Origin of the sequence: Tritonibacter multivorans, assembly GCF_001458415.1 — a bacterium.
Taxonomy (GTDB): domain Bacteria; phylum Pseudomonadota; class Alphaproteobacteria; order Rhodobacterales; family Rhodobacteraceae; genus Epibacterium; species Epibacterium multivorans.
Map to the genome: position 1 here is coordinate 47,765 of NZ_CYSD01000020.1, position 21,227 is coordinate 68,991.

The following is a 21,227-nucleotide window of genomic DNA, read 5'->3' on the forward strand; positions in this document are numbered from 1 at the left end:
GCGGTTAGACGGGTTCCGCCAACAGTTCGCGCGGGACCACAAAATCCAGAACCCGGCCTGTGCCAAGGCGCAGGTCGGACCATTTGCAGATCTCGAACTGGATCAGGGTGGTCGCGCCGGTCGGGTAGTCCTCGAACCTTGCGTGGTCTGGTGTGTGATCCACCAGCTGATGGGCAAATTCGGCAATGCCGGGATTATGACCCAACATCAGAACCCGTTCGGCTTCGGCTTCCTGTAGGGCGCGCAGCATGACCTCGGGCGTGGCCAGATAAAGCCGTTCGGTGAAGGTCTCGGCAATCGACAGTTCCATCAGCGCCAGTGTTTCGCGGGTCCGGGCCGCCGAGGAGGACAGCGCCTGCTGCGGGCGCTGGCCTGCGGGCAGGGCGCGGATCCAGTCGCCCAGAACGCCGGCCGATTTGCGGCCACGGGCATTCAGCGGGCGGGCATGATCTGAAGGGGTCTGGGTGCTCCAGTCAGATTTTGCGTGGCGGGTCAGGATCAGGGTCAAGGACATGGGCGCTCGCTTCTTATGGTATGTGGTTTTGGTTCAGGCGGGGGTCTTTATGGTTGGCGTTGAGGGGCACAGGTTGGCAAAGAAAGCCTGCATGTGGTGGGCGTTCTGGCCGGGGTCGCGCTGGGCGCCTGCACTGAGCGGGCAGGCACGTCGGGCCAAGCAGCCGCCGGACAGGCAGGGAGCGCCTGCGGGCTGCGCAAGACGGGTGCCACAGGCCGCGACATTATAGGGACCGCCCTCGGGCATGGCCCCGACCGGGCAGGCCGACAGGCAGGCGCGGCTTTCACAGCTGTCGCAGGGCGGCGCTGTGCGGGCCGGGGTTGGGGTTGCAAAGTCATCTTCAAATTCGAGCGCCCCGCGCAGGGAAATCATCATACCGTGTTGATCATGCACCATCATTTGCGACGGCGATGTGAAAAACCGCCCCGAACGATGGGCCCAAGCGATGAAAGGTTCATAGGGCGGCCCCCCAAAGGGAAAGCGTGCGCGGGCCCCAAGATCGGTGGCCAGAGCGGTCAAGACGCGGGTGGACCAGCGATCGATTGGGTCGGCGGCACCGTCGGCAAATTCCGGGCTGTTTCGCAGCTGCGGCCAAAACGATGGCGCCGTGCCCAAAAGGATCAGCGGGCCGGAACAATCTTGGGAAATCGCGCCATGGTTGTGAGGGGGCTGCGGGTCAAGATCGGAAGCCACAACAGCCCCCATCACGCAAAGCCCCAGAGCTTCTGCGCGCCGCTCGATCTCAAAGTACCGTGACAGCTCCTCCATGCGGTCAGTCTAAGGAGGCTGGTGGGTAAAGATCAATCCACAATTGCGAGATCGTGCCATGCCTTTGGGACGGGCAAACCTGCCCTAAAACGCAAAACAGCCCCCGAAGGGGCTGAAAGGCGGTTCAACTTTAAGCTGTGTTGAGTGGATCGGGTCAGTCGCGGATCATGGAGCCCGCACCGTGATCGGTGAACAGTTCCAGCAGAACCGCATTGGCCACGCGCCCATCCACAATGATCGCAGCGCGCACGCCGTCGCGCACGGCCTTGAGCGCGGTCTCCGTCTTGGGGATCATGCCGCCAGCGATCACGCCGTCTTGGGTCATGGCCTCGACATCTGCGGCGCTCAGCTCGGTGACCACTTCGCCGTCGTTGTTCTTGACGCCCGCAACATCGGTCAGCAGCAGCAGGCGGTCGGCTTTCAGCGCACCGGCAATGGCACCGGCGGCCGTGTCGCCGTTGATGTTGAAGGTTTCGCCCTTGGGGCCTGCGCCAATGGGGGCAATGACCGGGATCATTTCGTTTTCAAACAGCGTCGCCAAAACTTTGGTGTCGATCTTGGCGGGCGTGCCCACGAACCCGAGGTCGGGGTTGGTCTGGTCGCAGGTAATCAGCCCTGCATCCTTGCCCGACAGGCCCACGGCCTTGCCGCCCTGCGCGTTGATCGCCTGCACAATGCGTTTGTTGACGACACCGGACAGAACCATTTCCACCACTTCCATGGTGGCCGCATCGGTGACGCGCTTGCCGTTCACAAATTCGGACTTGATCGCCAGCTTGTCGAGCATGGCATTGATCATCGGGCCGCCGCCGTGGACGATCACCGGGTTCACGCCCACCTGTCGCAGCAGCACCACATCGCGGGCAAAGCTTTCCATGGCCGCGTCGCTGCCCATGGCATGGCCGCCAAGCTTGATAACAACAACGGCGTCATCATAGCGCTGCATATACGGCAGGGCAGAGGAAAGGGTTTCGGCGGTGGCGATCCAGTCACGGTTCATGTCTTGGGTTTTCATCCTGCGATTTGTCCTGAAGAAGCGCGCTGATGCAACCTTCTGCGGCGGCGGTCAAGGGCGGGCGCGTGCAATTTGGCGGCTGTCCTACCCGAAACGGCCAGATATGCCAAGATGCAGCCGCAAAGAAAGCGCAGGCTTTCCAAAATGCACGGGGCATTGCACGGGGGCTATCTGGGCGGATTGCAGCGCCGGAATAGGCTGATAGGGTTGCGGGCAACGGGCCGTGCGAATCCCCTTGAGGAAGCGCTGGATGCCTGCTGCACCCCATGTCAAAGAGGCCGATATGACCACCACAGAGGGCACATGCCCGCATCACGCTGCCGCCGATGACGCCACTGCTGCACGCCCAAAGACAGAGCGGCCCAAGACGCTGCTGCTGACGGGCGCAAGCCGGGGCATTGGCCATGCCACCGTGCGCAAATTCCACGCCGAGGGCTGGCGGGTGATCACCTGTTCGCGCCAGCCTTTCCCCGAGGAATGCCCCTGGGGCGGCGGCAAGGATGATCACGTGCAGCTGGATCTGGGCGACCCGGCGGACACCATCAATGCGGTCGGGGAAATTCAAGAGCGTCTGGACGGCAAGCTGGACGCGCTGGTCAACAATGCGGGCATTTCGCCCAAAGGCCCCGAGGGCGAACGTCTCAGCACACTGACCACCGATCTGATCGACTGGGGGCGGGTGTTTCATGTGAATTTCTTTGCCTCTGTCGTGCTGGCGCGGGGCCTGAAGGACGAGCTGGCGGCGGCCAAGGGGTCGGTCGTCAATGTGACCTCGATCGCGGGCAGCCGGGTGCATCCATTTGCAGGGGCAGCCTATGCGACCTCCAAGGCGGCGCTGGCCGCATTGACGCGCGAGATGGCCCATGACTTTGGCCCGCTGGGCGTGCGGGTGAATGCGATCGCGCCGGGAGAGGTGGAAACCGCGATCCTGTCACCCGGCACCGAGAAGATCGTGGAGAAGCTGCCCATGCGACGGCTGGGACAGCCAAGCGAGGTGGCTGACGCGATCTATTTCCTGTGCTCGGAGCAGAGCTCCTATATCTCGGGCGCTGAGATCGAGGTGAATGGGGCGCAGCACGTCTGAGGGGGCGTGCGGGGCACGGCTGCCTGCGTGCTGCCCGGAGAGGGGGCGGCCAGAGGAAGGGAGGGGCCCGGAATGCGGGCCGCCTCCCTTTTGTTTTTAGCTGAAGGCGCGCTTCAGGGCGGGAATATGCCCAAGGACCAGCAGGTCAAACGCAAGGACCGCCAGCAGTGTCAGCCCGACCAGCGGGAAGGCCAGCGAACAGAACAAGCCAATGACCACAGCGCCTTTCCAGAACGGCAGTTCCGCAGGCACCGGCGGGGCCGCCAGACGGCCTGCGCGTGCGGGGCGGCGTTTGAGCCACATGACCACGCCAGAGACGGACAGGAAAATCACGCTGAGGCAGAAGGCCATGTTCAAAATGAAATTCCACGTGCCCATCAGGCCCATGTGGAAGGGAATGCCCACGGCCATGGATTTGCCCGCCCAAGAGTAGTCTTCGTATTTCACATCCGCCAGAATCCGACCGCTGTATTGGTCGATATGGATGGTCCGATCGACAAAGGGGTCCGTGCTGTCGGAGGACATGCTGTCGCGGTTGATGGTCCAGACGCCTGTGTCACCACGGGGGAAACCGACGCGGAACCGACCCTCCATGCCGAGGTGGCGGCCCAGAATGATGACACTCTCCAAGGTCACAGAGGTCTGCGCAGGAACACCGGTCAGACCCGCAGCAGAGCCGCTTTCTGGCATCAGGGTCTGCTCCAGCGCCCAGGGCACATCATTGGTGTGGCCATGGTTCAGGGCTTCGTGGTGGGTGACATCAGACAGGGGCACATTGTCCCATTTCTGCGCCGGGAAGGTGGACCAGGCCTGGACGAATTTACCGCCCCAGATCCCAGCCCAGGCGAGGCCAGAGATCAGGAAGACGATCAGCAGAGCCGACATCCAGAAGCCGATCACCGCATGCAGGCTTTTCCAGAGGGCACGCCCCTTGGCGCGCAGATTGGGGATTAGCGCGGCGGTCCAGTTGCCACGGGGCCACCAGATGTAAAGGCCGGTCAGGACCAGTACGATCGACAGGCCTGCAGCGATTTCGATCAGCCGGTCGCCGGTGTCACCGATCAACAGCGATCCATGCATATTGTCGGCCCAGTCATACCAGCCGGTGCGGCGGTCCCAGATCTTCACGATGTCGCCGGTGTAGGGGTTCATCGCCACAAGGCGGTTGCCACCTTCTTCGGGGGCGATGCGGAAAACGGTGGCCAGATCGTCACCTTTGGGGCCGATCCATTCAACAATTGTGCCAGGTTGTGCGGCAAGGGCGGCTTCCATCTGGGCCTCAACCCGCAGCGGGGTCTCGCCCTGTTCGATGCGGATCTTTTCACCGTCGCGCCCCTGATACTGGGTCAGAAGCATCATCATCATGCCGGTCACCGCAAGCATGATCATGAAGGGGATGACATAGAGCCCTGCATAGAAATGCCAGCGCCAGGCGGCGAAATAGAACTTCTGTGCGGCGGTGCGGGTATTGAGGTCTGTGGTCTGTTGAGAAGGGGCCTGCGCGCGCGTTGCGGGCGCAGCCTCAGAAGAGTGGCTGAGTGCCATAATGGAAGTCTCCATAGAAACAGGGTCCGGTCCCTTTGGGCCGGTCAAATCAGGGTGTGTTGTTTCAGATCAGGAGAAGGCGGGCGGGCCGCGCGCGTCATAGCGCCAGTGAAAGCCTGCCGTGTGATGGGTGAACCCCATCTGTGCCCATTGGGCCGCAAGGGCGGGCATACGGGGCAGGGGGATTTCTGCGCTGGGCAGAAGGGCGACATGGACCGGTGCGGCAAAAGGACAGCTACGGTCCTCCATCTGCTCGCCCATGGGGGCGTGTTCGTCGCTGGCGTCAATGTCGACCCAGGTTTCCTGCACCCCGTCTGTGGTACAGAGAACCAAAAGCATCTTGCCGTCTGTCTGGGCTGGCATCCAGCCTGCGGGGATCATCCCCGCGGCCAGTGTCGCCAGAAGCAGGCAGTATGCGGCAAGACGCTTCAAATTATTCCTCGCGCAAACCGTTGATAATGGCGCGCAGGGTGGCAACGCCGTCGCCTTTTTCTGAGGAGGTCAGGACGATCTCGGGATAGGCTGCGGGGTGCTTCGACAGGGCGGCGCGCACCTGGTCGATGACCTTCTGGCGTTCGGCGGCTTTGACCTTGTCCGCCTTGGTCATCACGCACTGAAACGTCACAGCCGAGCTGTCGAGGAGCTTCATGATCTCCTCATCGACCTTTTTCACCCCGTGGCGGCTGTCGATCAGCACGAAAGCACGGCGCAGGGTCTGGCGGCCGGACAGATACTGTTTCAGCAGGCGCTGCCATTTCTCCACCACCGCCAGCGGCGCATTGGCATAGCCATAGCCCGGAAGGTCAACCAGATAGAGGTCGGGGCCTTGGGTGAAATAGTTGATTTCCTGCGTGCGGCCCGGCGTGTTCGACGCGCGCGCCAGACCTTTGGTGCCGGTCAGCGCATTGATCAGGGAGGATTTGCCAACGTTCGAGCGGCCGGCAAAGCAGACCTCGATCCGGTCGGCGTCGGGCAGGCCGGACATGGCGACCACACCTTTGACGAACTCCGATTCGCGGGCAAACAGCTTGCGGCCTGCCTCTTTGGACAGGTCATCGGGCTCTTCTGCGAGGGGGAATTGAATCTGCATCACGTACTCTCGTTTTAACGGGTCATAACACCGCGCGGTCGCGGCAAACAATCAAAAAGGAAAACGCCGGGCACGTGGCCCGGCGTTTGTTGTGTCATCACGGCAGGGAGACTTACTTTTCTTCGGTTTTGGGCTTCTTCTGGAAGCTTGCCTTGATGTTGCCGAAGATATCCGGCGTGTAGCCATGGCTGCGCATGATCAGATATTGCTGGGCAAAGGTGATCACGTTGTTGCAGATCCAGTAGACCACGAGGCCAGAGGCAAAGCTGCCCAGCATGAACATGAAGACCCACGGCATCCAGGCAAAGATCATCGCCTGTGTTTCATCGGTGGGCGCCGGGTTCAGCTTTTGCTGCAGCCACATGGAGATCCCGAGAAGGATCGGCATAATGCCAATGAAGGCCAGCGCAAGGATGCTTTCCGGTGCGGGCGCGCCCCACGGCAGCAGGCCGAACAGGTTGAACAGCGAGGTCGGGTCCGGGGCCGAGAGATCCTGGAACGGGCCGAAGAACGGCGCATGGCGCAGCTCCAGCGTGACAAAGATCACCTTGTAGAGCGAGAAAAAGATCGGGATCTGGATCAGGATCGGCAGACAGCCCGCGGCCGGGTTGACCTTCTCGCGCTTGTACAGCTCCATCATCTCTTTCTGCATCTGCTGGCGGTCATCGCCTGCACGTTCACGCAGTTTTTCCATCTCTGGCTGGAGTTCTTTCATCTTCGCCATGGAGGCATAAGATTTATAGGCCAGCGGGAAGACAAGCAGCTTGATCAGGATGGTCAGACCAATGATCGCCAGACCCATATTGCCGATATAGGCGTTGATGTAGTGCAGCGCCGCAAAGATCGGTTTGGTCAGGAAGAAGAACCAGCCCCAGTCGATGGAGTCGAGGAAGCCATAGATCCCACCGCGTTCATAGTTGCGGATGGTCGCCCATTCCTTGGCACCGGCGAACAGCTGGGTGGTGACCTCAGCGGTCTCACCAGCGGCCAGCGTCATGGTCGGCAGCACGGTGTCGGTCTGATAGATGTCGCGGCGCGCGTCATATTTGGCAATGGCGCGGAAGGGCTGGCCTTCGGCGGGGATCAGCGTCGACATCCAATAGTGGTCGGTGAAGCCGATCCAGCCATGTTCGGTGACAGCGGTGATTTCAGACTGGGAGCCGTCGCGCGGATCCGGGTCGAAATCGGTCATGTCGCCATAATCCATCTCGGCCAGTTCGCCATCCGCCATGCCCACAACGCCTTCGTGCAGGACGAAGAAGTTCATCAGATCGCTGGGCTCACCATGACGGGCAATGGTGCCGTAAGGCGCCAGCGCCACCGTCGCGCCAGAGCCGTTCTGGACGCTCTGGGTGACGTTGAACATGTAGTTGTCGTCGATGGACACCGTGCGGGTAAAGGTCAGGCCTTTGCCATTGTCCCAGCTAAGGGTGACAGGGCTGTCGGGGGTCAGGGTCGCCTCTGCGGGTGCGGACCAGATGGTGTTTGCGCTCGGCACATCATCGAGACCCAGACCGGCGCCGGGGGCCCAGCCATAAAGCGTGTAATAGGCGTCAGCTTCGCCTGCGGGGCGCAGCATGGTGACGATGGGGGATTCCTCGTCCAGCGTCTCGCGGTAGTCTTTCAGGCGCAGGTCGTCGATGCGACCGCCTTTGAGGGAAATGGAGCCCTCAACACGCGGGGTCTCGATCGCCAGACGCGGGGCCTCGGATGTTTCCGATTGGGGCGCGGTTGCGTCACCGGCAGCCAGCGCTTGCGGCGCGGTTGCGGGCGCGTTCAGCGCGGTTTCGGTTGCAACGGCTTCGGGCGCCTCGACCGGCTCGGGAGCCGGGAAGAAATAAGACCAGCCCAGCAGCACTACGCCGCTCAGCACTGTTGCGAGAAGAAGATTTCTATTCTGATCGTCCATCTGGACAGCCACCTCGTGCATGCAATGACAGGGTGGTTCAACAGACCTCAGCCCCAAAGGTCAAGGGAAAAGGGGGCGGATCTGGTCTGAAGGGGGGCGGTTTCCGTTTATTTTGAACGGCCGCGCGGGCAGGGCCAAGGTAGGGACTGGGTCGGGACTGTGCGGAAAAGGGCGCGATCAGGAGCTGCGCGAGCCAATGGCCGGGGCATCCTGAAGCTTGGCCTCATGGGCGACAGTCCAGTCGATGGTCTGGTCAAAGGGCATGGGGCGGCCAATGCCAAAGCCCTGCACATGGCCGCAGCCCAGCTGCGCGAGAAGCGCATGTTCGCCCACGGTTTCAACGCCTTCGGCCAGGGTGTCCAGATCCAGACGTTCGGCCATGGTCAGGATTGCGGCGATCAGTTTTTGCTGGTCGGGGTCATGGTCGGCCTTGGCCACAAAAGAACGGTCGATCTTGATGCGGCTGACGCGGAAGCGACGGACCGAGGCAATGGAGGCATGGCCGGTGCCAAAATCATCGAGATCAATGCGGCAGCCCAGTTCACCAAGTGCGGTGATATTGCGGGTGATCATATCGTCGGGCTGATCGGTCATCACGGTTTCCAGAATCTCCACCGACAGGCGGTCGGGGGTCAGGTCAAACCGGTCGAGTTCATTGCGGATGCGGTCCACAAGCCCCGGATCGCGCAGTTCGTCGGTGGCAAAGTTGACGCCAACGCAGGGCACATCCAGACCGGCAGCATCCCAGGACTTCAGCGCGGTCAGCGACTGGGTCACCATATGGCAGCTGAGCTTCTGCATCAGGCCAGATTCTTCCAGTGCGGGCAGGAACGTCGATGGCGGCACCAGACCTTTGACCGGGTGGGCCCAGCGGGCCAGCGCCTCGAACCCTGAAACACGGCCTGTGTCGGTGCAGACCTGCGGCTGGAACCAGGCCTGGATCATGCCGCTGTCGAGCGCCTGAGCCACCTCTGCGCGCAGGTCCTTGCCGGTGGATTGCGGGGTGGCGGCCCCGCTGAAGACACGCACACCCGCCGGGCCCACGGCCTTGGCCTCCTGCAGGGCGGCTTCGGTTGCGTTCTGCCAGTCCTCCACCGTGTCGCCCGGCGCACGGTGGCGCAGGCAGATGCCGGTTGACGTGGTGATAAAGACAGAGGTGCCATCAATCGAGATCGGCTCTTCCAGCGCGGCCTGAAGGCGGCCCGCCATCTGAATGGCCAGTTCCAGATCCAACTGCAGCACCGGGTGCAGGCAGACCGCAAAGCGGTTTTTGTCAACACGGGCCACAACGTCGCGTTGGCGCAGGGTGGAGACAATCCGGTCACCGCAGCGTTGCAGAACCGCATCCGCAGCGGCAGCGCCGTGCAGATCAAGGAAATCGTCAAACTCATCGATTTCCAGCATCAGCATCGCGGACTTCATCGTATTGTCGCGAGTCTGTTCGAAGGTGTCGGCAGACGCCCCCTTAAACCGGTCCAAGCCGGGCAGATCGGTCAGCTGTTTGGGCCCACCGCTGCCGCCATTGTGCAGCAGATGCGGAAGGACGACCACCAGAATAGGCAGGCCAAGGGCGGCAGCGATCAGCGCGACCTCGCCCCCGAGCCAGAAAGTCCCCAATGTCAGCGCCGGCAGGAAAGCCAAGGCAGCTGGGCCGAACACGGCCTGCGACATCAAAGTTTTGATGCGCTGCAGAAAACGAGTGCTCGGGTATTTCATGTCGGACCTTTCCCTTCGCCGAATTTGGCTTGAGGGTTACCCTAGGGGCTGGGTCTGACCGGAGAGTTAACGGATTAGGGGGATTTCTTCGGATTCTGTGGGGTCGTCGCTGTTTTTTCGCGCCAGATTTGCGAAGTCGAACAGTTTCGGGTCCAGAAGATGCGAGGGGCGCGCATTCATAAGCGCGCGGAACATCACCTGGCGTCGACCGGGGCTGTTTGATTCCCATCCATCCAGAATTTGCTTTACCTGCTGGCGTTGCAGCCCATCCTGACTGCCGCACAGGTCACAGGGAATGATCGGGTAATTCATAGATTTGGCGAATTTTTCGCAATCTGCCTCTGCAACATGCGCAAGCGGGCGCAAAACGAACAGATCGCCCTCTTCGTTAACAAGTTTCGGCGGCATGGTGGCCAGACGGCCGCCGTGAAACAGGTTCATGAAGAAGGTTTCCAGAATGTCGTCGCGGTGATGGCCCAGCACCACAGCCGAGCAGCCCTCTTCGCGCGCAATCCGATACAGATTGCCACGGCGCAGACGCGAGCAGAGCGCGCAATAGGTGCGCCCCTGTGGGACCTTGTCCATCACAATGGAATAGGTGTCCTGATATTCGATGCGATGTGGAACGCCCATCTTTTCAAGGAATTCCGGCAGTACCGTCGCCGGGAATCCGGGCTGGCCCTGATCCAGATTGCAAGCCACGAGATCCACCGGCAGCAGGCCACGCCACTTCAGTTCATAAAGAACCGCCAGCAGGGTATAGCTGTCCTTGCCCCCCGACAGGCAGACCAGCCATTTGGGCGGCTTGCCGTCTTCGGTCTTTTCCACCATGCCGTACTGTTCCACCGCCTCGCGCGTGTAGCGTACGATGCGTTTGCGCAGCTTCTTGAACTCGGTAGAGCTCGGCGCGCCTTGAAACAGCGGGTGGATATCGTCCAGATCATCATCAAGCATGGCCGCCCCTTACCCCAGCCTGCGCGCGCTGGCTAGAGGTCTTGTGCAAGGCTGTACAGGTGGTCTTCGAACTCTGTGCAGAAGATGACCTCAGTGGTGTTGGGGTCATAAAAGGCATTGGCCTCGCCGCAGCTTTCGACCGTCACGGTGAGGCTATCCTGCAGGGTCAGGTTTTCATTCAGGAAATCGACCTCCTCGGCCAGCAGCTGTTCCGCAAGCGAAGCGTCCTCATCGCGGGCGCCGGTGAAGGTCAGGCTGTTGCCCGCACCGCGTTCGCCAATGTCGTCCAGAACCGCGCCCCAGCTGTGATTGGCCTGATCAAATTCCTCCGGACAGGTGTCTGCGCGGTCTTCGGGCAGGTCGAGGTTGCGGGCAAAATCGGCGCGCGCCTCGGGATCGGCGCCGTAGAACAGGCAGACGGTATTGTAAAAGCGCTGGGCGTCGGGGCCGTGGACGTCCCACCAGGGAATGTCGGTGTGGCCGTGGGTCTCGGCTTCGGCCCAGAAGCCAAGGGCGGCGTGCCAGGCCATCTCCTGCGCGGCCTCTTCCTCGAAGAGGGCATCAATCAGAAAGATCGAGGCCACATCGGCGGCGTCTTCTTCCTGACCAAAGATCGGCAGGCCTTCGATGTCGATCAGGGCGTGACCCAGCTCGTGGTAAAAAATGCCGAGGATATTGGCCTCAACAAAAGCGTCGGTCTCGCTTTGGTCTTCCGCTAGGGCAGGCAGCGTCCCTAAGGAAAAGCCCCCCAAACAGGCCAATACGCTTGCGACTTTCAGATGTTTCAGCATGTCTGCCCCCGGTTTTCCTTTGCCGCAGGCTGCACGGAAAGCACGGGCGAGGCAACAGCGCCTAGCAGCAACCGCAGCCTTTGTGTTTCTTCGGGCCTGTCTGCGGGCCTGTCTTCGGGCCTTCCTTCGGGGGGGCATCACCGTTTGGGCGTGTTTTCCCTGCCCGTTTTGCGCGGTCGTGTTCAGGGTCGGCGCCGGGGACGGGATCATAGCCAGAGCTGCCCAGCGGGTGACAACGGCCGAGGCGGCGCAGGGTCAGCCAGACGCCTTTGATCGCCCCATGACGCTCCAGCGCTTCCAGCGAATAGGCGGAGCATGTGGGTTGAAAGCGGCAGTTGTGCCCCACCCAGGGGCTGAAGATCAGCCGATAGGCGCGCACAGGGAGCGAAAAGAAATAGGCCAGCGGTGTCATGCTGTTCCACATAAGACGCGGGGGCTCTTGGGGCAAGCGTGGACCACAGACGCAACCGCGCCGCGCCAGCGGCGCTTGGCCCAACGGGCGGCGATCCTCGTCAGAGGATCAGACGACGGGCGGGAGCACCTGCGCTGTGCCGGGTGCTACTTGCGGCCCGGTTTTTTGGGGGGTCTTGATGTGGTGCCCGAATGGATCTTTCTCAGGGCAAAGATCAGATCCTGCTGCAGCGCTTCAAAGTCGCGGGTGTCGGTCTGTTCAGCGCGGCCGATCAGCACATAGTCCCAGCCGGGTTTGCCATGGGTCGGCAGCACCAGACGCGCCACTTCACGCATCCGGCGTTTGGCGCGGGCGCGGGCCACTGCATTGCCAACCTTTTTGGAGCAGGTAAATCCAACCCGCAACGGCGCATCATCGCCGCGGTCGCGGCCCTGCACCATCATCGACTTCACCCCCTGTTTGCGGGCGCGCGCACAGGCTAGGAATTCGGAGCGTTTGGTCAGAAGTTCAACGCCGCCGCGCACTTTAGGCGCGCGTTGCAGACGTTTTGCGGCGACATATTTGGCGTCGCGGGGTTTTTCCACGTAAGTGGAATCAGAAACCGCCGGAGGGGTGCTCCCGGTTGCGGCTTTGCCGTCCATGGGACCCTCCGGCGGTTTCATGATAAGTTCCGAACGTTAGTCCGAGCAGGCGTATATTACGCGCTCAGGGACTTACGGCCACGTGCGCGGCGTGCGTTCAGGATTTTGCGGCCAGCTTTGGTTGCCATGCGCGCACGGAAGCCGTGGCGGCGTTTGCGAACCAGGTTCGAAGGCTGATAGGTGCGTTTCATCGCTCCGGTCTCCAGTTTGGTTGTGTTACGTCATCTGGGTGTGCGGAATCGCTACCCAGAGGGTCTATCTCGAAGCCCGGTGCATAAGACCCATTCCCCGGACTGTCAAACCCCTGACCCGCGATTTCGGGCAAACCTGCAATATTTCTGTCAAAAAACTTTGGCCAAACCGGTGTCAGACCCGCGCGGCACAGGGGTTTTGCAACAAAACCGGGGGGAATGTGCCCGAATGTGACAGAATCGCCTGCGATCTTCACGAAAACCGGCGCCTGCTTCAAGGCCGCGTGAGGGCAGGGGGCAAGCGCTCGCCCCGGTCCCATTTTCAAGGTAGCACACAGAAACGCCCCTCTCCCGCGCTGAGGCCCCGTTGATAAGGACATATGATATGAGCGATCTGCCCGAAAGCCAGACCCCGCCAAAATCCCTGATGCGGCATCTGCCGCTGGTGGCGATTGCCGCTGTTGCCGTGGTGGGGGCCTTCACATTGGGGGATCTTCTGTCCTTTGAGACCCTGCGCGACAATCGCGAATGGCTGATTGCGTTCCGCGATCAGAACTATGTCGGGATCGCGGCGGTGTTTGTGGCGATCTATGTGGTGATGGTGGCGTTTTCCCTGCCCGGCGCGGCGGTGGCGTCAATGACCGGCGGGTTCCTGTTTGGTCTGGGCATGGGCACCTTCTTTAATGTGACGGCGGCGACGATCGGGGCCTTTGCCATCTTTACCGCCGCGCGTCTGGGGCTGGGTCAGACCCTAGCCAACCGGATGGAGACCGCCGAGGGGCGCATTCAGTCCCTGCGCGAGGCGTTGCGCAACAATGAAATCGAAGTTCTGCTGCTCTTGCGTCTGGTGCCGGCGGTGCCGTTCTTTGTGGCCAACCTGCTGCCTGCGCTGGTGGGCGTGAAGCCGCTGAATTTCCTCTGGACCACGGCTGTGGGGATCATCCCCGGCGCGATTGTCTTTACCTGGATTGGTGTGGGCTTGGGCGAGGTCTTTGCCCGCGGCGAAAGCCCTGACCTAAGCCTTCTGTGGGAGCCCCATGTGATGGGTCCGATCCTTGGCCTTTGTGCGCTGGCGGTGCTGCCGATCATTATCAAGGCCCTGCGCGGCCAGAAGGAGGCATAAGCCATGGAGGCGATCAAATGTGATGTGCTGGTCATTGGTGCGGGCTCGGGCGGGTTGTCCTTTGCGGCGGGGGCCAGCCAGATGGGGGCGGATGTTGTCCTGCTGGAAGGGCATAAAATGGGCGGCGACTGCCTGAACTATGGATGTGTGCCCTCCAAAGCGCTGCTGGCGAGCGGCCATATGGCCCATGCGCAGGGGCATTCTGCGGCCTATGGTGTGGCCGATGGCGCGCCGCAGGTGGATTACGCCGGGGCCAAGGACCATGTGCAGAACGTGATCGACACCATTGCGCCGGTGGACAGTCAGGAACGGTTTGAAGGCTTTGGTGTGCGGGTCATCCGCGAGATGGGCAAGTTTGTCTCGGACCGCGAGGTGGAGGCCGGGAATTACCGCATCACCGCGCGCCGCATTGTTATTGCCACCGGATCGCATGCCTTTGTGCCGCCGATCAAAGGGCTGGCAGAGGTGGATTACCTCACCAATGAAACCCTGTGGGAGCTGCGCGAACAGCCCAAACACCTGCTGATCATTGGTGGCGGCCCCATTGGCATGGAGATGGCGCAGGCGCATCGGCGTTTGGGGTCCGAGGTCACGGTGATCGAGGCCGACAAAGCGCTGGGCCGGGATGACCCGGAAGCTGCAAGCCTTGTCATCGAGGCGCTGCGCGGCGAAGGCATATCGATCCGCGAGAAGACCTTTGCCGATGAGGTGCGCCAGGAGGGCGACGATATTATTGTGCAGACCCGCGACGGCGAAGCCCTTCGGGGCAGTCATCTGCTGGTCGCCGTGGGCCGTGCCCCCAATACCGAAGGGCTGGACCTGAGCCGCGCGGGGGTGGAGACCACGCCGCAGGGCATTCGGGTCGATGCCAGCCTGCGCACCTCCAATTCCCGCGTCTATGCCATTGGCGATGTGGCAGGGCAGGGGCAGTTCACCCATATGGCGGGCTATCATGCGGGTGTCATTATCCGGTCGATCCTGTTTGGCCTGCCCGCCAAGGCCAAGACCGCCCATATCCCCCGTGCCACCTATACCGACCCGGAACTGGCACAGGTTGGCCTGACCGAGGCAGAAGCCCGCGATGCGCATGGCGATGCGCTGGAGATCGCGCGCTTTGATTATTCCCATAATGACCGCGCCATTGCGACACGCCAGACGCGCGGGTTTATTAAGGTGATGGTGGTCAAAGGACGCCCCGTGGGGGCAACGATTGTGGGCCATCAGGCGGGGGAATTGATCGCCACCTGGTCCCTTGCCATCGCCAACCGCTTGAAGATGGGACAAATTGCCGGCATGGTTGCGCCATATCCGACCATAGCAGAGCTTAACAAACGGGTTGCGGGCGCGTATTTCACGCCTAGGCTCTTTGAGAGTGACCGGGTCAAACGGGTGGTACGCTTTGTTCAGAAGTGGCTGCCCTAGAGGGGGCGACGCCACATGCTGAACACGCTTTCGGGCCGTTTCCTGATTCTGACCACGGTTTTCGTGATGTTGGCCGAGATCCTGATCTTTGTGCCTTCGGTGTCGCGGTTCCGGCTGGATTACCTCAACAACCGGCTGGAACGGGCGCAGCTTGCGTCGCTGGCCCTGCTGGCGGATGACATGTTGGAGACCGAGCTGGAAGCCGAGCTTCTGGCCAATGCGGGCGTCTTTAACGTGGTCTTGCGCCGCGATGAGATGCGCCAGCTGGTGCTGTCCTCGCCCATCCCGAAACCCATTGGGGACACGTTTGACTTGCGTATGGGCAGCGCCATGATGCTGATCCGCGATGCGATGATGCGGCTGGTCACGCCCGAAGAGCAGGTGATCCGGGTGATTGGCGCACCGGTACGCGAGGCGGGTCTGTTGATCGAGGTCACAATGGAAACCGGCCCGCTGAGGGCGGCGATGATCGATTATGGTCTGCGTATTCTGTTCCTCTCGGCGGTGATCTCGGTCCTGACGGCGCTGTTGCTGTTTGGGGCGGTGCGAATGGTGCTGGTAAAACCAATCAAAGGCGTGGTGGGCCATATGCAGCGCTATGCCCGCGCGCCCGAAGACGCCCGTGGGATCATCACTCCCAATGCAGGCGTGCGCGAGCTGCGCGAAGCCGAAGAGGCACTGCTGAGCCTGCAGACCGAACTGACTCAGGCGCTCAAACAAAAAGAACGTCTGGCGCAGCTGGGCGGAGCCGTGGCCAAGATCAGCCATGACCTGCGCAATATCCTGACCTCGGCCCAGCTGTTCACCGACCGCATTGAAATGTCCGAGGACCCGCTGGTGCGGCGGCTGGCGCCGAAGCTGGTGAATTCCATCACCCGCGCGGTGTCGCTGTGCGAGGGCACGCTGGCCTTTGGCCGCGCCGAAGAACCCGCGCCGACCTTCTCTTTGGTGGCCTTGCATGAGGTCATTGATGACATCGCCGAAAGCGAAACACTGGCCGCCAAAGATGCGCCCGTTGAGATCCTCAATCAGGTGCCTGCCGGATCGACCCTGCGCGGCGACAAGGAACAGATCTTCCGCATTGTGATGAATCTTGTGCGCAATGCCCGGCAAGCCATAGCGGCAACGGGCAAAGAGGGGCGCATTGCGGTGTCCTTGCGCGAAGACGACAGCGCCTGGTGGATTTTGGTCACCGACAATGGGCCGGGCCTGCCGAAGAAAGCACAGGATAATCTGTTCACCCCGTTTCAGGGGGGCGCGCGCAAAGGGGGCTCTGGTCTGGGGCTGGCCATCGCGGCAGAGCTGGCGCGCGGCCACGGCGGGTCGCTGGCGCTGGGCTGTACGGGGGCTGAGGGCACGGTGTTTGAGGTCTGCCTGCCCAAAGGCGACGGCACGCTCTGAGGCTTGAAGAAAAGACAAATGCGCGGAGCCATAAAAATAAGGGGTTTGCGGGGGATTTGGAATTTATCTTCGAGAAACTACAGAAAACTGCGTTTTGGGGGTTGCGACTCCTCCGGACTAGCCTTAGACACCGGCTCCACAGTGGACCGATAGCTCAGCTGGATAGAGTACTTGACTACGAATCAAGGGGTCGGGGGTTCGAATCCTCCTCGGTCCGCCACTGTCCTCCCTCCGGGGTAAGCACGACAGAACAGGCCTAAGGGCCGCATCTTACAAATCTCATCCAGCGACGCACATTTCCAATATGTGGAATGAATGTCCAGTTTGCTTTTCTATGTCAGTCTGTGTCAGCGCAGAGGCTGCCTTGCTGTCTGGGCAAGCAGAGCATGGATCCTTCGAGTGGTCGTGTCCTTCCCGGTCTCACAAAGCCGATGGGGCGCTCTGCGCCGCGCAGAAGATGGCCCCGAGCGCAGCAGAACGTAAGCTTGCTGATGACTGTTCCTACGTTTCGAATGCGCTTTGATCCAGCTGTGTCGCCACCTTTTGGTCGCTCTGTGGGGCGGATTTGGCGGATTTTACCGATAAGGTTCCGCCAGCGCGCGCAAAATTACACCGCCGTCCCAACGGTAGGGTTTCAGCAAGGCGGTTAAACGTATAATCTTGAGCGCGAAGATATTGCCTCTCCTTCCGGTTTGGCATACTACGGCATACAAATAGCTTGGCCCTGACTCGCCAGACCTCCTCTGTCCCGCCGCGTTCAAGCTGTGTTCACGCTAAACTTTCGAGGCCGTCATGACATTGTATACTGACTACCTAGCAGAAATCGAAACACGCAAAGAGCAGGGGCTTCACGCAAAGCCGATTGAAGATGCTGCTCTGGTCAGCGAGCTGATCGCCCAGATCAAGGACACCGGCAACGCAGAGCGCGAAGCGTCCTTGAACTTCTTCATCTACAACACGCTGCCCGGCACCACGAGCGCGGCGGGTGTAAAGGCGAAGTTCCTGAAAGAGATCATTCTGGGCGCAGAAGAAGTTGCGGAAATCACCCCGACCTTTGCGTTCGAGCTGCTGTCCCACATGAAGGGCGGCCCCTCGGTTGAGGTTCTCTTGGATCTGGCGCTGGGCGATGATGCGGCAACTGCTGCCAGCGCAGCCGAGGTTCTGAAGACCCAAGTCTTCCTCTATGAGGCCGACACCGACCGCCTGGACGCGGCCTACAAAGCCGGCAACGCAATTGCCAAGGAGCTGCTGGAAAGCTACGCCAAGGCAGAATTCTTCACCAAGCTGCCCGAGGTCGAAGAAGAAATCAAAGTTGTCACCTTTATCGCTGGCATTGGTGATATTTCAACCGATCTGCTGTCGCCGGGTGCCGAAGCGCACTCCCGCGCGGACCGCGAACTGCATGGCAAATGCATGTGCTCTCCGGAAGATCAGGTTGCCATCCAAGAGCTGCAGAAACAGCACCCTGATGCGCGCGTCATGCTGATTGCGGAAAAAGGCACCATGGGTGTGGGCTCGTCCCGTATGTCCGGCGTGAACAACGTCGCACTGTGGACCGGTAAGAAAGCATCGCCTTACGTTCCCTTCGTCAATATCGCGCCTGTTGTTGCGGGCACAAACGGCATTTCGCCGATCTTCCTGACCACCGTTGGCGTGACCGGCGGCATCGGTATCGATCTGGACAACTGGGTCAAAAAGACCGATGCGGACGGCAATGTGGTTGTGGATGAAGACGGCGAAGCGGTTCTGGAAGAGGCCTATTCTGTTGCCACCGGCACCGTGCTGACCATCAACACCAAAGACAAAACCCTGCTGGATGCAGACGGCAACGTGTTGAAAGACGTCTCTGCTGCCTTCACCCCGCAAAAGGTCGAGTTCATGAAGGCCGGCGGCTCTTACGCTGTGGTCTTTGGTAAGAAACTGCAGACATTTGCTGCCGCCGCATTGGGTCAGGACCTGAAATCCGCCTACGCGCCGTCCAAAGAAGTCTCCGTGGAAGGCCAAGGCCTGACCGCCGTTGAAAAGATCTTCAACCGCAATGCGCTGGGCACCACCCCGGGCGTGACCCTGCACGCGGGCTCTGATGTGCGCGTCAAAGTGAACGTTGTTGGCTCGCAAGACACCACCGGCCCGATGACCGCGCAGGAACTCGAGGCGATGGCGGCGACCGTGATCTCCCCGTCCGTGGACGTGGGCTATCAGTCCGGCTGTCACACCGCGTCTGTTTGGGACAAGAAGGCACAGGCCAATATCCCGAAACTGATGAAGTTCATGAATGATTTCGGCCTCGTCACCGCGCGTGACCCGAAGGGCGAATACCATTCCATGACCGACGTGATCCACAAGGTGCTGAACGACATCACCGTGGATGACTGGGACATCATTGTGGGCGGCGACAGCCACACCCGCATGTCCAAAGGCGTGGCCTTTGGTGCGGACTCTGGCACTGTGGCACTGGCACTGGCAACCGGTGAAGCGGCGATGCCGATCCCGGAATCTGTCAAAGTGACCTTCAAGGGCCAAATGGCAGAGCACATGGATTTCCGCGATGTGGTGCACGCCACCCAAGCGCAGATGCTGAAGCAACACGGCGACAACGTCTTCCAGGGCCGCGTCATCGAAGTTCACATCGGCACCCTGCTGGCGGATCAGGCCTTCACCTTCACCGACTGGACCGCAGAAATGAAGGCGAAAGCCTCTGTCTGTATTTCCAACGATGAAACGCTGATCGGGTCTCTGGAACTGGCCAAGAGCCGTATTCAGATCATGATCGACAAAGGCATGGAAAACGCCGCTGGCACGCTGCAGGGTCTGATCGACAAAGCAGATGCACGCATTGCCGAAATCCAGTCTGGTGAGAAAACAGCGCTGGTGCCGGATGCCAACGCCAAATACTTTGCCGAAGTGGTTGTTGATCTGGACGAAATCGTTGAGCCGATGATCGCTGACCCGGACGTCAACAACGAAGACGTGTCCAAGCGCTATACCCACGACACCATCCGCCCTGTGTCTTACTACAAGGCCGAGAAGAAGGTTGATCTGGGCTTTGTGGGCTCCTGCATGGTGCACAAGGGTGACATCAAGATCGTCGCGCAGATGCTGAAGAACCTCGAAAAGCTGAATGGCAAAGTCGAGTTCAAAGCACCGCTGGTTGTGGCTGCGCCGACCTACAACATCATTGATGAGCTGAAAGAAGAGGGCGACTGGGACATCCTGCAGCGCTACTCTGGCTTCACCTTTGATGACATGTTCCCGAAAACTCAGGCCCGTACCGAGTATGAGAACATTCTCTATCTCGAGCGTCCGGGTTGCAGCCTCTGCATGGGCAACCAGGAAAAAGCGGCCAAGGGTGATACGGTTCTTGCCACCTCGACCCGCCTGTTCCAGGGCCGCGTTGTGGGGGATCTGCCCGAGAAGAAAGGCGAAAGCCTGCTCGGCTCTACCCCGCTTGTGGTGCTGGCCGCCATTCTGGGCCGCACGCCGACGCTGGAAGAGTACAAGGCCGCTGTTGAAGGCATCAACCTGACCAAATTCGCGCCGCCGCTGCAGGCGCCGTCGACCACGAAGTCTGCGCATTTCTAAGTCGAACGACATAAAGAACAGAGGCCGCGTAGGGACACCGTCGCGGCCTTTTTTATTGGGGCTGGTGTTTTGGGGGCTGGACGGGCGTCAGGTCAGACCAGCGTCTGGACCCAATTGCAGAACTGGCGGACCTCTTCGGTCTGACTGGAGCGCTCGCTCAGCACAACATAATGCGCGCGGCGTTTGGGCAGGCGCAGGGTGGTTGGGGCCACCACACGCCCTTGGTCCAGAAACGGGCGGGCAAAGCTTTCCAGCACCATGGTCAGCCCGCGTTCGGCGGCAACGATCTGCAGCGCGATCATAGAGCTGTCGACTTTGAACCAGTCAGGGCCGGGCACCAGATCCAGCTCGTGCAGTTCGGCAAGGCGGCTCCAGTCGGTTTCTGATCCAATGATCTGCACCACATCGCTGGTGGTCAGATCCTCAAGCGTGGGCTCGGTCCCAAATCGGGCGGCGTAATCCGCACGGCAGACGGGGATTGCGAACTCGTGCCCGAGATGCACCACATGGCCGTCTGCCCAATCGCCCTGACCATAGCGAATGTCCACATCCAGTGCCTCATCATCAAAGCGATCCGCCCAGACCGAGGTGGTCATCTGCACCTGAATGTCGGGGTGCTGCGCTTTAAATTCGCTCAGGCGGGGGGCAATCACCAGTGCCGCAAAGGAGATCGAGGCCCGCACCCGCACCAGCCGCTTCCGCCCTTTGCCGAACAGACCGCTGGTGGCAATCGCCATATCTTCAAAGGATTTGCGCACCACCTGACTGTAGGCGACGCCGTTTTCGGTCAGCTGCACGCCGCGCGGCAGGCGGCGGAAAAGCTGCGTGTCCAGATGTTTTTCCAGATGGCGGATCTGTTGGCTGACGGCGGCCGAGGTCAGCCCCAGCTCATCTGCGGCTGTGGCGAAGCTTGAATGGCGGGCGGCGGCCTCAAAGGCGCGCAGCCAGGTGACATGGGGCAGGTCTTTCATAGGTAAGACCTAATCAGATTTAGGTCTTAGGGTCAAAAAGCATTGTTTGAACAACCCCTGCAAAAAGCAGAAATCTGGGGTGTTTCCCAAAGGCAGCA

General features: G+C 60.9%; 18 protein-coding genes, 1 tRNA gene and 1 pseudogene. 6 read left to right on the top strand and 14 right to left on the bottom strand.

Features of this window, described 5'->3' with window-relative positions; all coding sequences use genetic code 11:
* Positions 1-4: 4 nt before the first annotated feature.
* The 3 genes from TRM7557_RS07010 to argB form a co-directional block, all read right to left on the bottom strand.
* Positions 5-514, bottom strand: coding sequence for a SixA phosphatase family protein (locus TRM7557_RS07010; protein WP_058289512.1), 510 nt, complete (start codon positions 512-514; stop codon positions 5-7).
* Positions 515-547: 33 nt separating this feature from the next.
* Positions 548-1,282: a hypothetical protein gene (locus TRM7557_RS07015; protein ID WP_058289513.1), complete on the bottom strand. Its 735-nt coding sequence runs from the start codon at positions 1,280-1,282 to the stop codon at positions 548-550.
* Positions 1,283-1,436: 154 nt separating this feature from the next.
* Positions 1,437-2,297: an acetylglutamate kinase gene (gene argB, locus TRM7557_RS07020; protein ID WP_058289514.1), complete on the bottom strand. Its 861-nt coding sequence runs from the start codon at positions 2,295-2,297 to the stop codon at positions 1,437-1,439.
* Between the two features lie 250 nt (positions 2,298-2,547).
* On the opposite strand from argB, the gene TRM7557_RS07025 reads away from it, so the two are divergent.
* A complete protein-coding gene (locus TRM7557_RS07025) occupies positions 2,548-3,381 on the top strand; it encodes an SDR family NAD(P)-dependent oxidoreductase (RefSeq protein ID WP_235811420.1) in 834 nt (277 codons plus the stop codon).
* Between the two features lie 96 nt (positions 3,382-3,477).
* Here the strand turns inward: TRM7557_RS07025 and TRM7557_RS07030 are convergent, their stop codons facing one another.
* The 10 genes and pseudogenes from TRM7557_RS07030 to rpmH all read right to left on the bottom strand — a co-directional run bounded on the left by TRM7557_RS07030 (position 3,478) and on the right by rpmH (position 12,630).
* On the bottom strand, positions 3,478-4,926 hold the full coding sequence (locus TRM7557_RS07030; RefSeq protein ID WP_058289570.1) for a PepSY-associated TM helix domain-containing protein: 1,449 nt from the start codon (positions 4,924-4,926) through the stop codon (positions 3,478-3,480).
* A 69-nt stretch (positions 4,927-4,995) separates the two neighbouring features.
* A complete protein-coding gene (locus TRM7557_RS07035; protein WP_235811421.1) occupies positions 4,996-5,358 on the bottom strand; it encodes a DUF2946 family protein in 363 nt (120 codons plus the stop codon).
* Between the two features lies 1 nt (position 5,359).
* Complete coding sequence (gene yihA / locus TRM7557_RS07040; RefSeq protein ID WP_058289515.1) at positions 5,360-6,016, bottom strand: ribosome biogenesis GTP-binding protein YihA/YsxC; 657 nt, start codon at positions 6,014-6,016, stop codon at positions 5,360-5,362.
* Between the two features lie 112 nt (positions 6,017-6,128).
* Positions 6,129-7,925, bottom strand: coding sequence for a membrane protein insertase YidC (gene yidC, locus TRM7557_RS07045; protein ID WP_058289572.1), 1,797 nt, complete (start codon positions 7,923-7,925; stop codon positions 6,129-6,131).
* A gap of 177 nt (positions 7,926-8,102) precedes the next feature.
* Entirely contained in the window at positions 8,103-9,641 is a 1,539-nt protein-coding gene (locus TRM7557_RS07050) for a putative bifunctional diguanylate cyclase/phosphodiesterase (RefSeq protein ID WP_058289516.1), read from the bottom strand.
* A 66-nt stretch (positions 9,642-9,707) separates the two neighbouring features.
* On the bottom strand, positions 9,708-10,595 hold the full coding sequence (gene ttcA, locus TRM7557_RS07055; RefSeq protein ID WP_058289517.1) for a tRNA 2-thiocytidine(32) synthetase TtcA: 888 nt from the start codon (positions 10,593-10,595) through the stop codon (positions 9,708-9,710).
* A gap of 32 nt (positions 10,596-10,627) precedes the next feature.
* Positions 10,628-11,386 (bottom strand): DUF4344 domain-containing metallopeptidase, encoded by a 759-nt coding sequence (locus tag TRM7557_RS07060; RefSeq protein WP_058289518.1) that lies wholly within the window; start codon positions 11,384-11,386, stop codon positions 10,628-10,630.
* A 163-nt stretch (positions 11,387-11,549) separates the two neighbouring features.
* Positions 11,550-11,798: pseudogene (yidD, locus tag TRM7557_RS07065) on the bottom strand (membrane protein insertion efficiency factor YidD); the annotation flags it as partial.
* A 146-nt stretch (positions 11,799-11,944) separates the two neighbouring features.
* On the bottom strand, positions 11,945-12,460 hold the full coding sequence (gene rnpA / locus TRM7557_RS07070) for a ribonuclease P protein component (protein WP_058289519.1): 516 nt from the start codon (positions 12,458-12,460) through the stop codon (positions 11,945-11,947).
* Between the two features lie 35 nt (positions 12,461-12,495).
* Positions 12,496-12,630, bottom strand: coding sequence for a 50S ribosomal protein L34 (gene rpmH / locus TRM7557_RS07075; RefSeq protein WP_005980833.1), 135 nt, complete (start codon positions 12,628-12,630; stop codon positions 12,496-12,498).
* Between the two features lie 385 nt (positions 12,631-13,015).
* Here rpmH and TRM7557_RS07080 point away from each other — a divergent pair, with 385 nt between their 5' ends.
* The 5 genes from TRM7557_RS07080 to TRM7557_RS07100 all read left to right on the top strand — a co-directional run bounded on the left by TRM7557_RS07080 (position 13,016) and on the right by TRM7557_RS07100 (position 20,158).
* Entirely contained in the window at positions 13,016-13,753 is a 738-nt protein-coding gene (locus TRM7557_RS07080) for a TVP38/TMEM64 family protein (RefSeq protein ID WP_058289520.1), read from the top strand.
* A 3-nt stretch (positions 13,754-13,756) separates the two neighbouring features.
* Positions 13,757-15,175, top strand: coding sequence for a dihydrolipoyl dehydrogenase family protein (locus tag TRM7557_RS07085; RefSeq protein ID WP_058289521.1), 1,419 nt, complete (start codon positions 13,757-13,759; stop codon positions 15,173-15,175).
* A gap of 15 nt (positions 15,176-15,190) precedes the next feature.
* The gene (locus TRM7557_RS07090) at positions 15,191-16,576 is read left to right on the top strand and encodes a sensor histidine kinase (protein WP_058289522.1); all 1,386 of its coding nucleotides are present in this window, start codon (positions 15,191-15,193) and stop codon (positions 16,574-16,576) included.
* Between the two features lie 143 nt (positions 16,577-16,719).
* A tRNA-Arg gene (locus TRM7557_RS07095) sits at positions 16,720-16,796 on the top strand.
* Positions 16,797-17,368: 572 nt separating this feature from the next.
* Entirely contained in the window at positions 17,369-20,158 is a 2,790-nt protein-coding gene (locus TRM7557_RS07100; RefSeq protein WP_058289523.1) for a bifunctional aconitate hydratase 2/2-methylisocitrate dehydratase, read from the top strand.
* A 92-nt stretch (positions 20,159-20,250) separates the two neighbouring features.
* Here TRM7557_RS07100 and TRM7557_RS07105 read toward each other — a convergent pair whose 3' ends face one another.
* Positions 20,251-21,129: a LysR substrate-binding domain-containing protein gene (locus tag TRM7557_RS07105; protein ID WP_058289524.1), complete on the bottom strand. Its 879-nt coding sequence runs from the start codon at positions 21,127-21,129 to the stop codon at positions 20,251-20,253.
* Between the last annotated feature and the right edge of the window lie 98 nt (positions 21,130-21,227).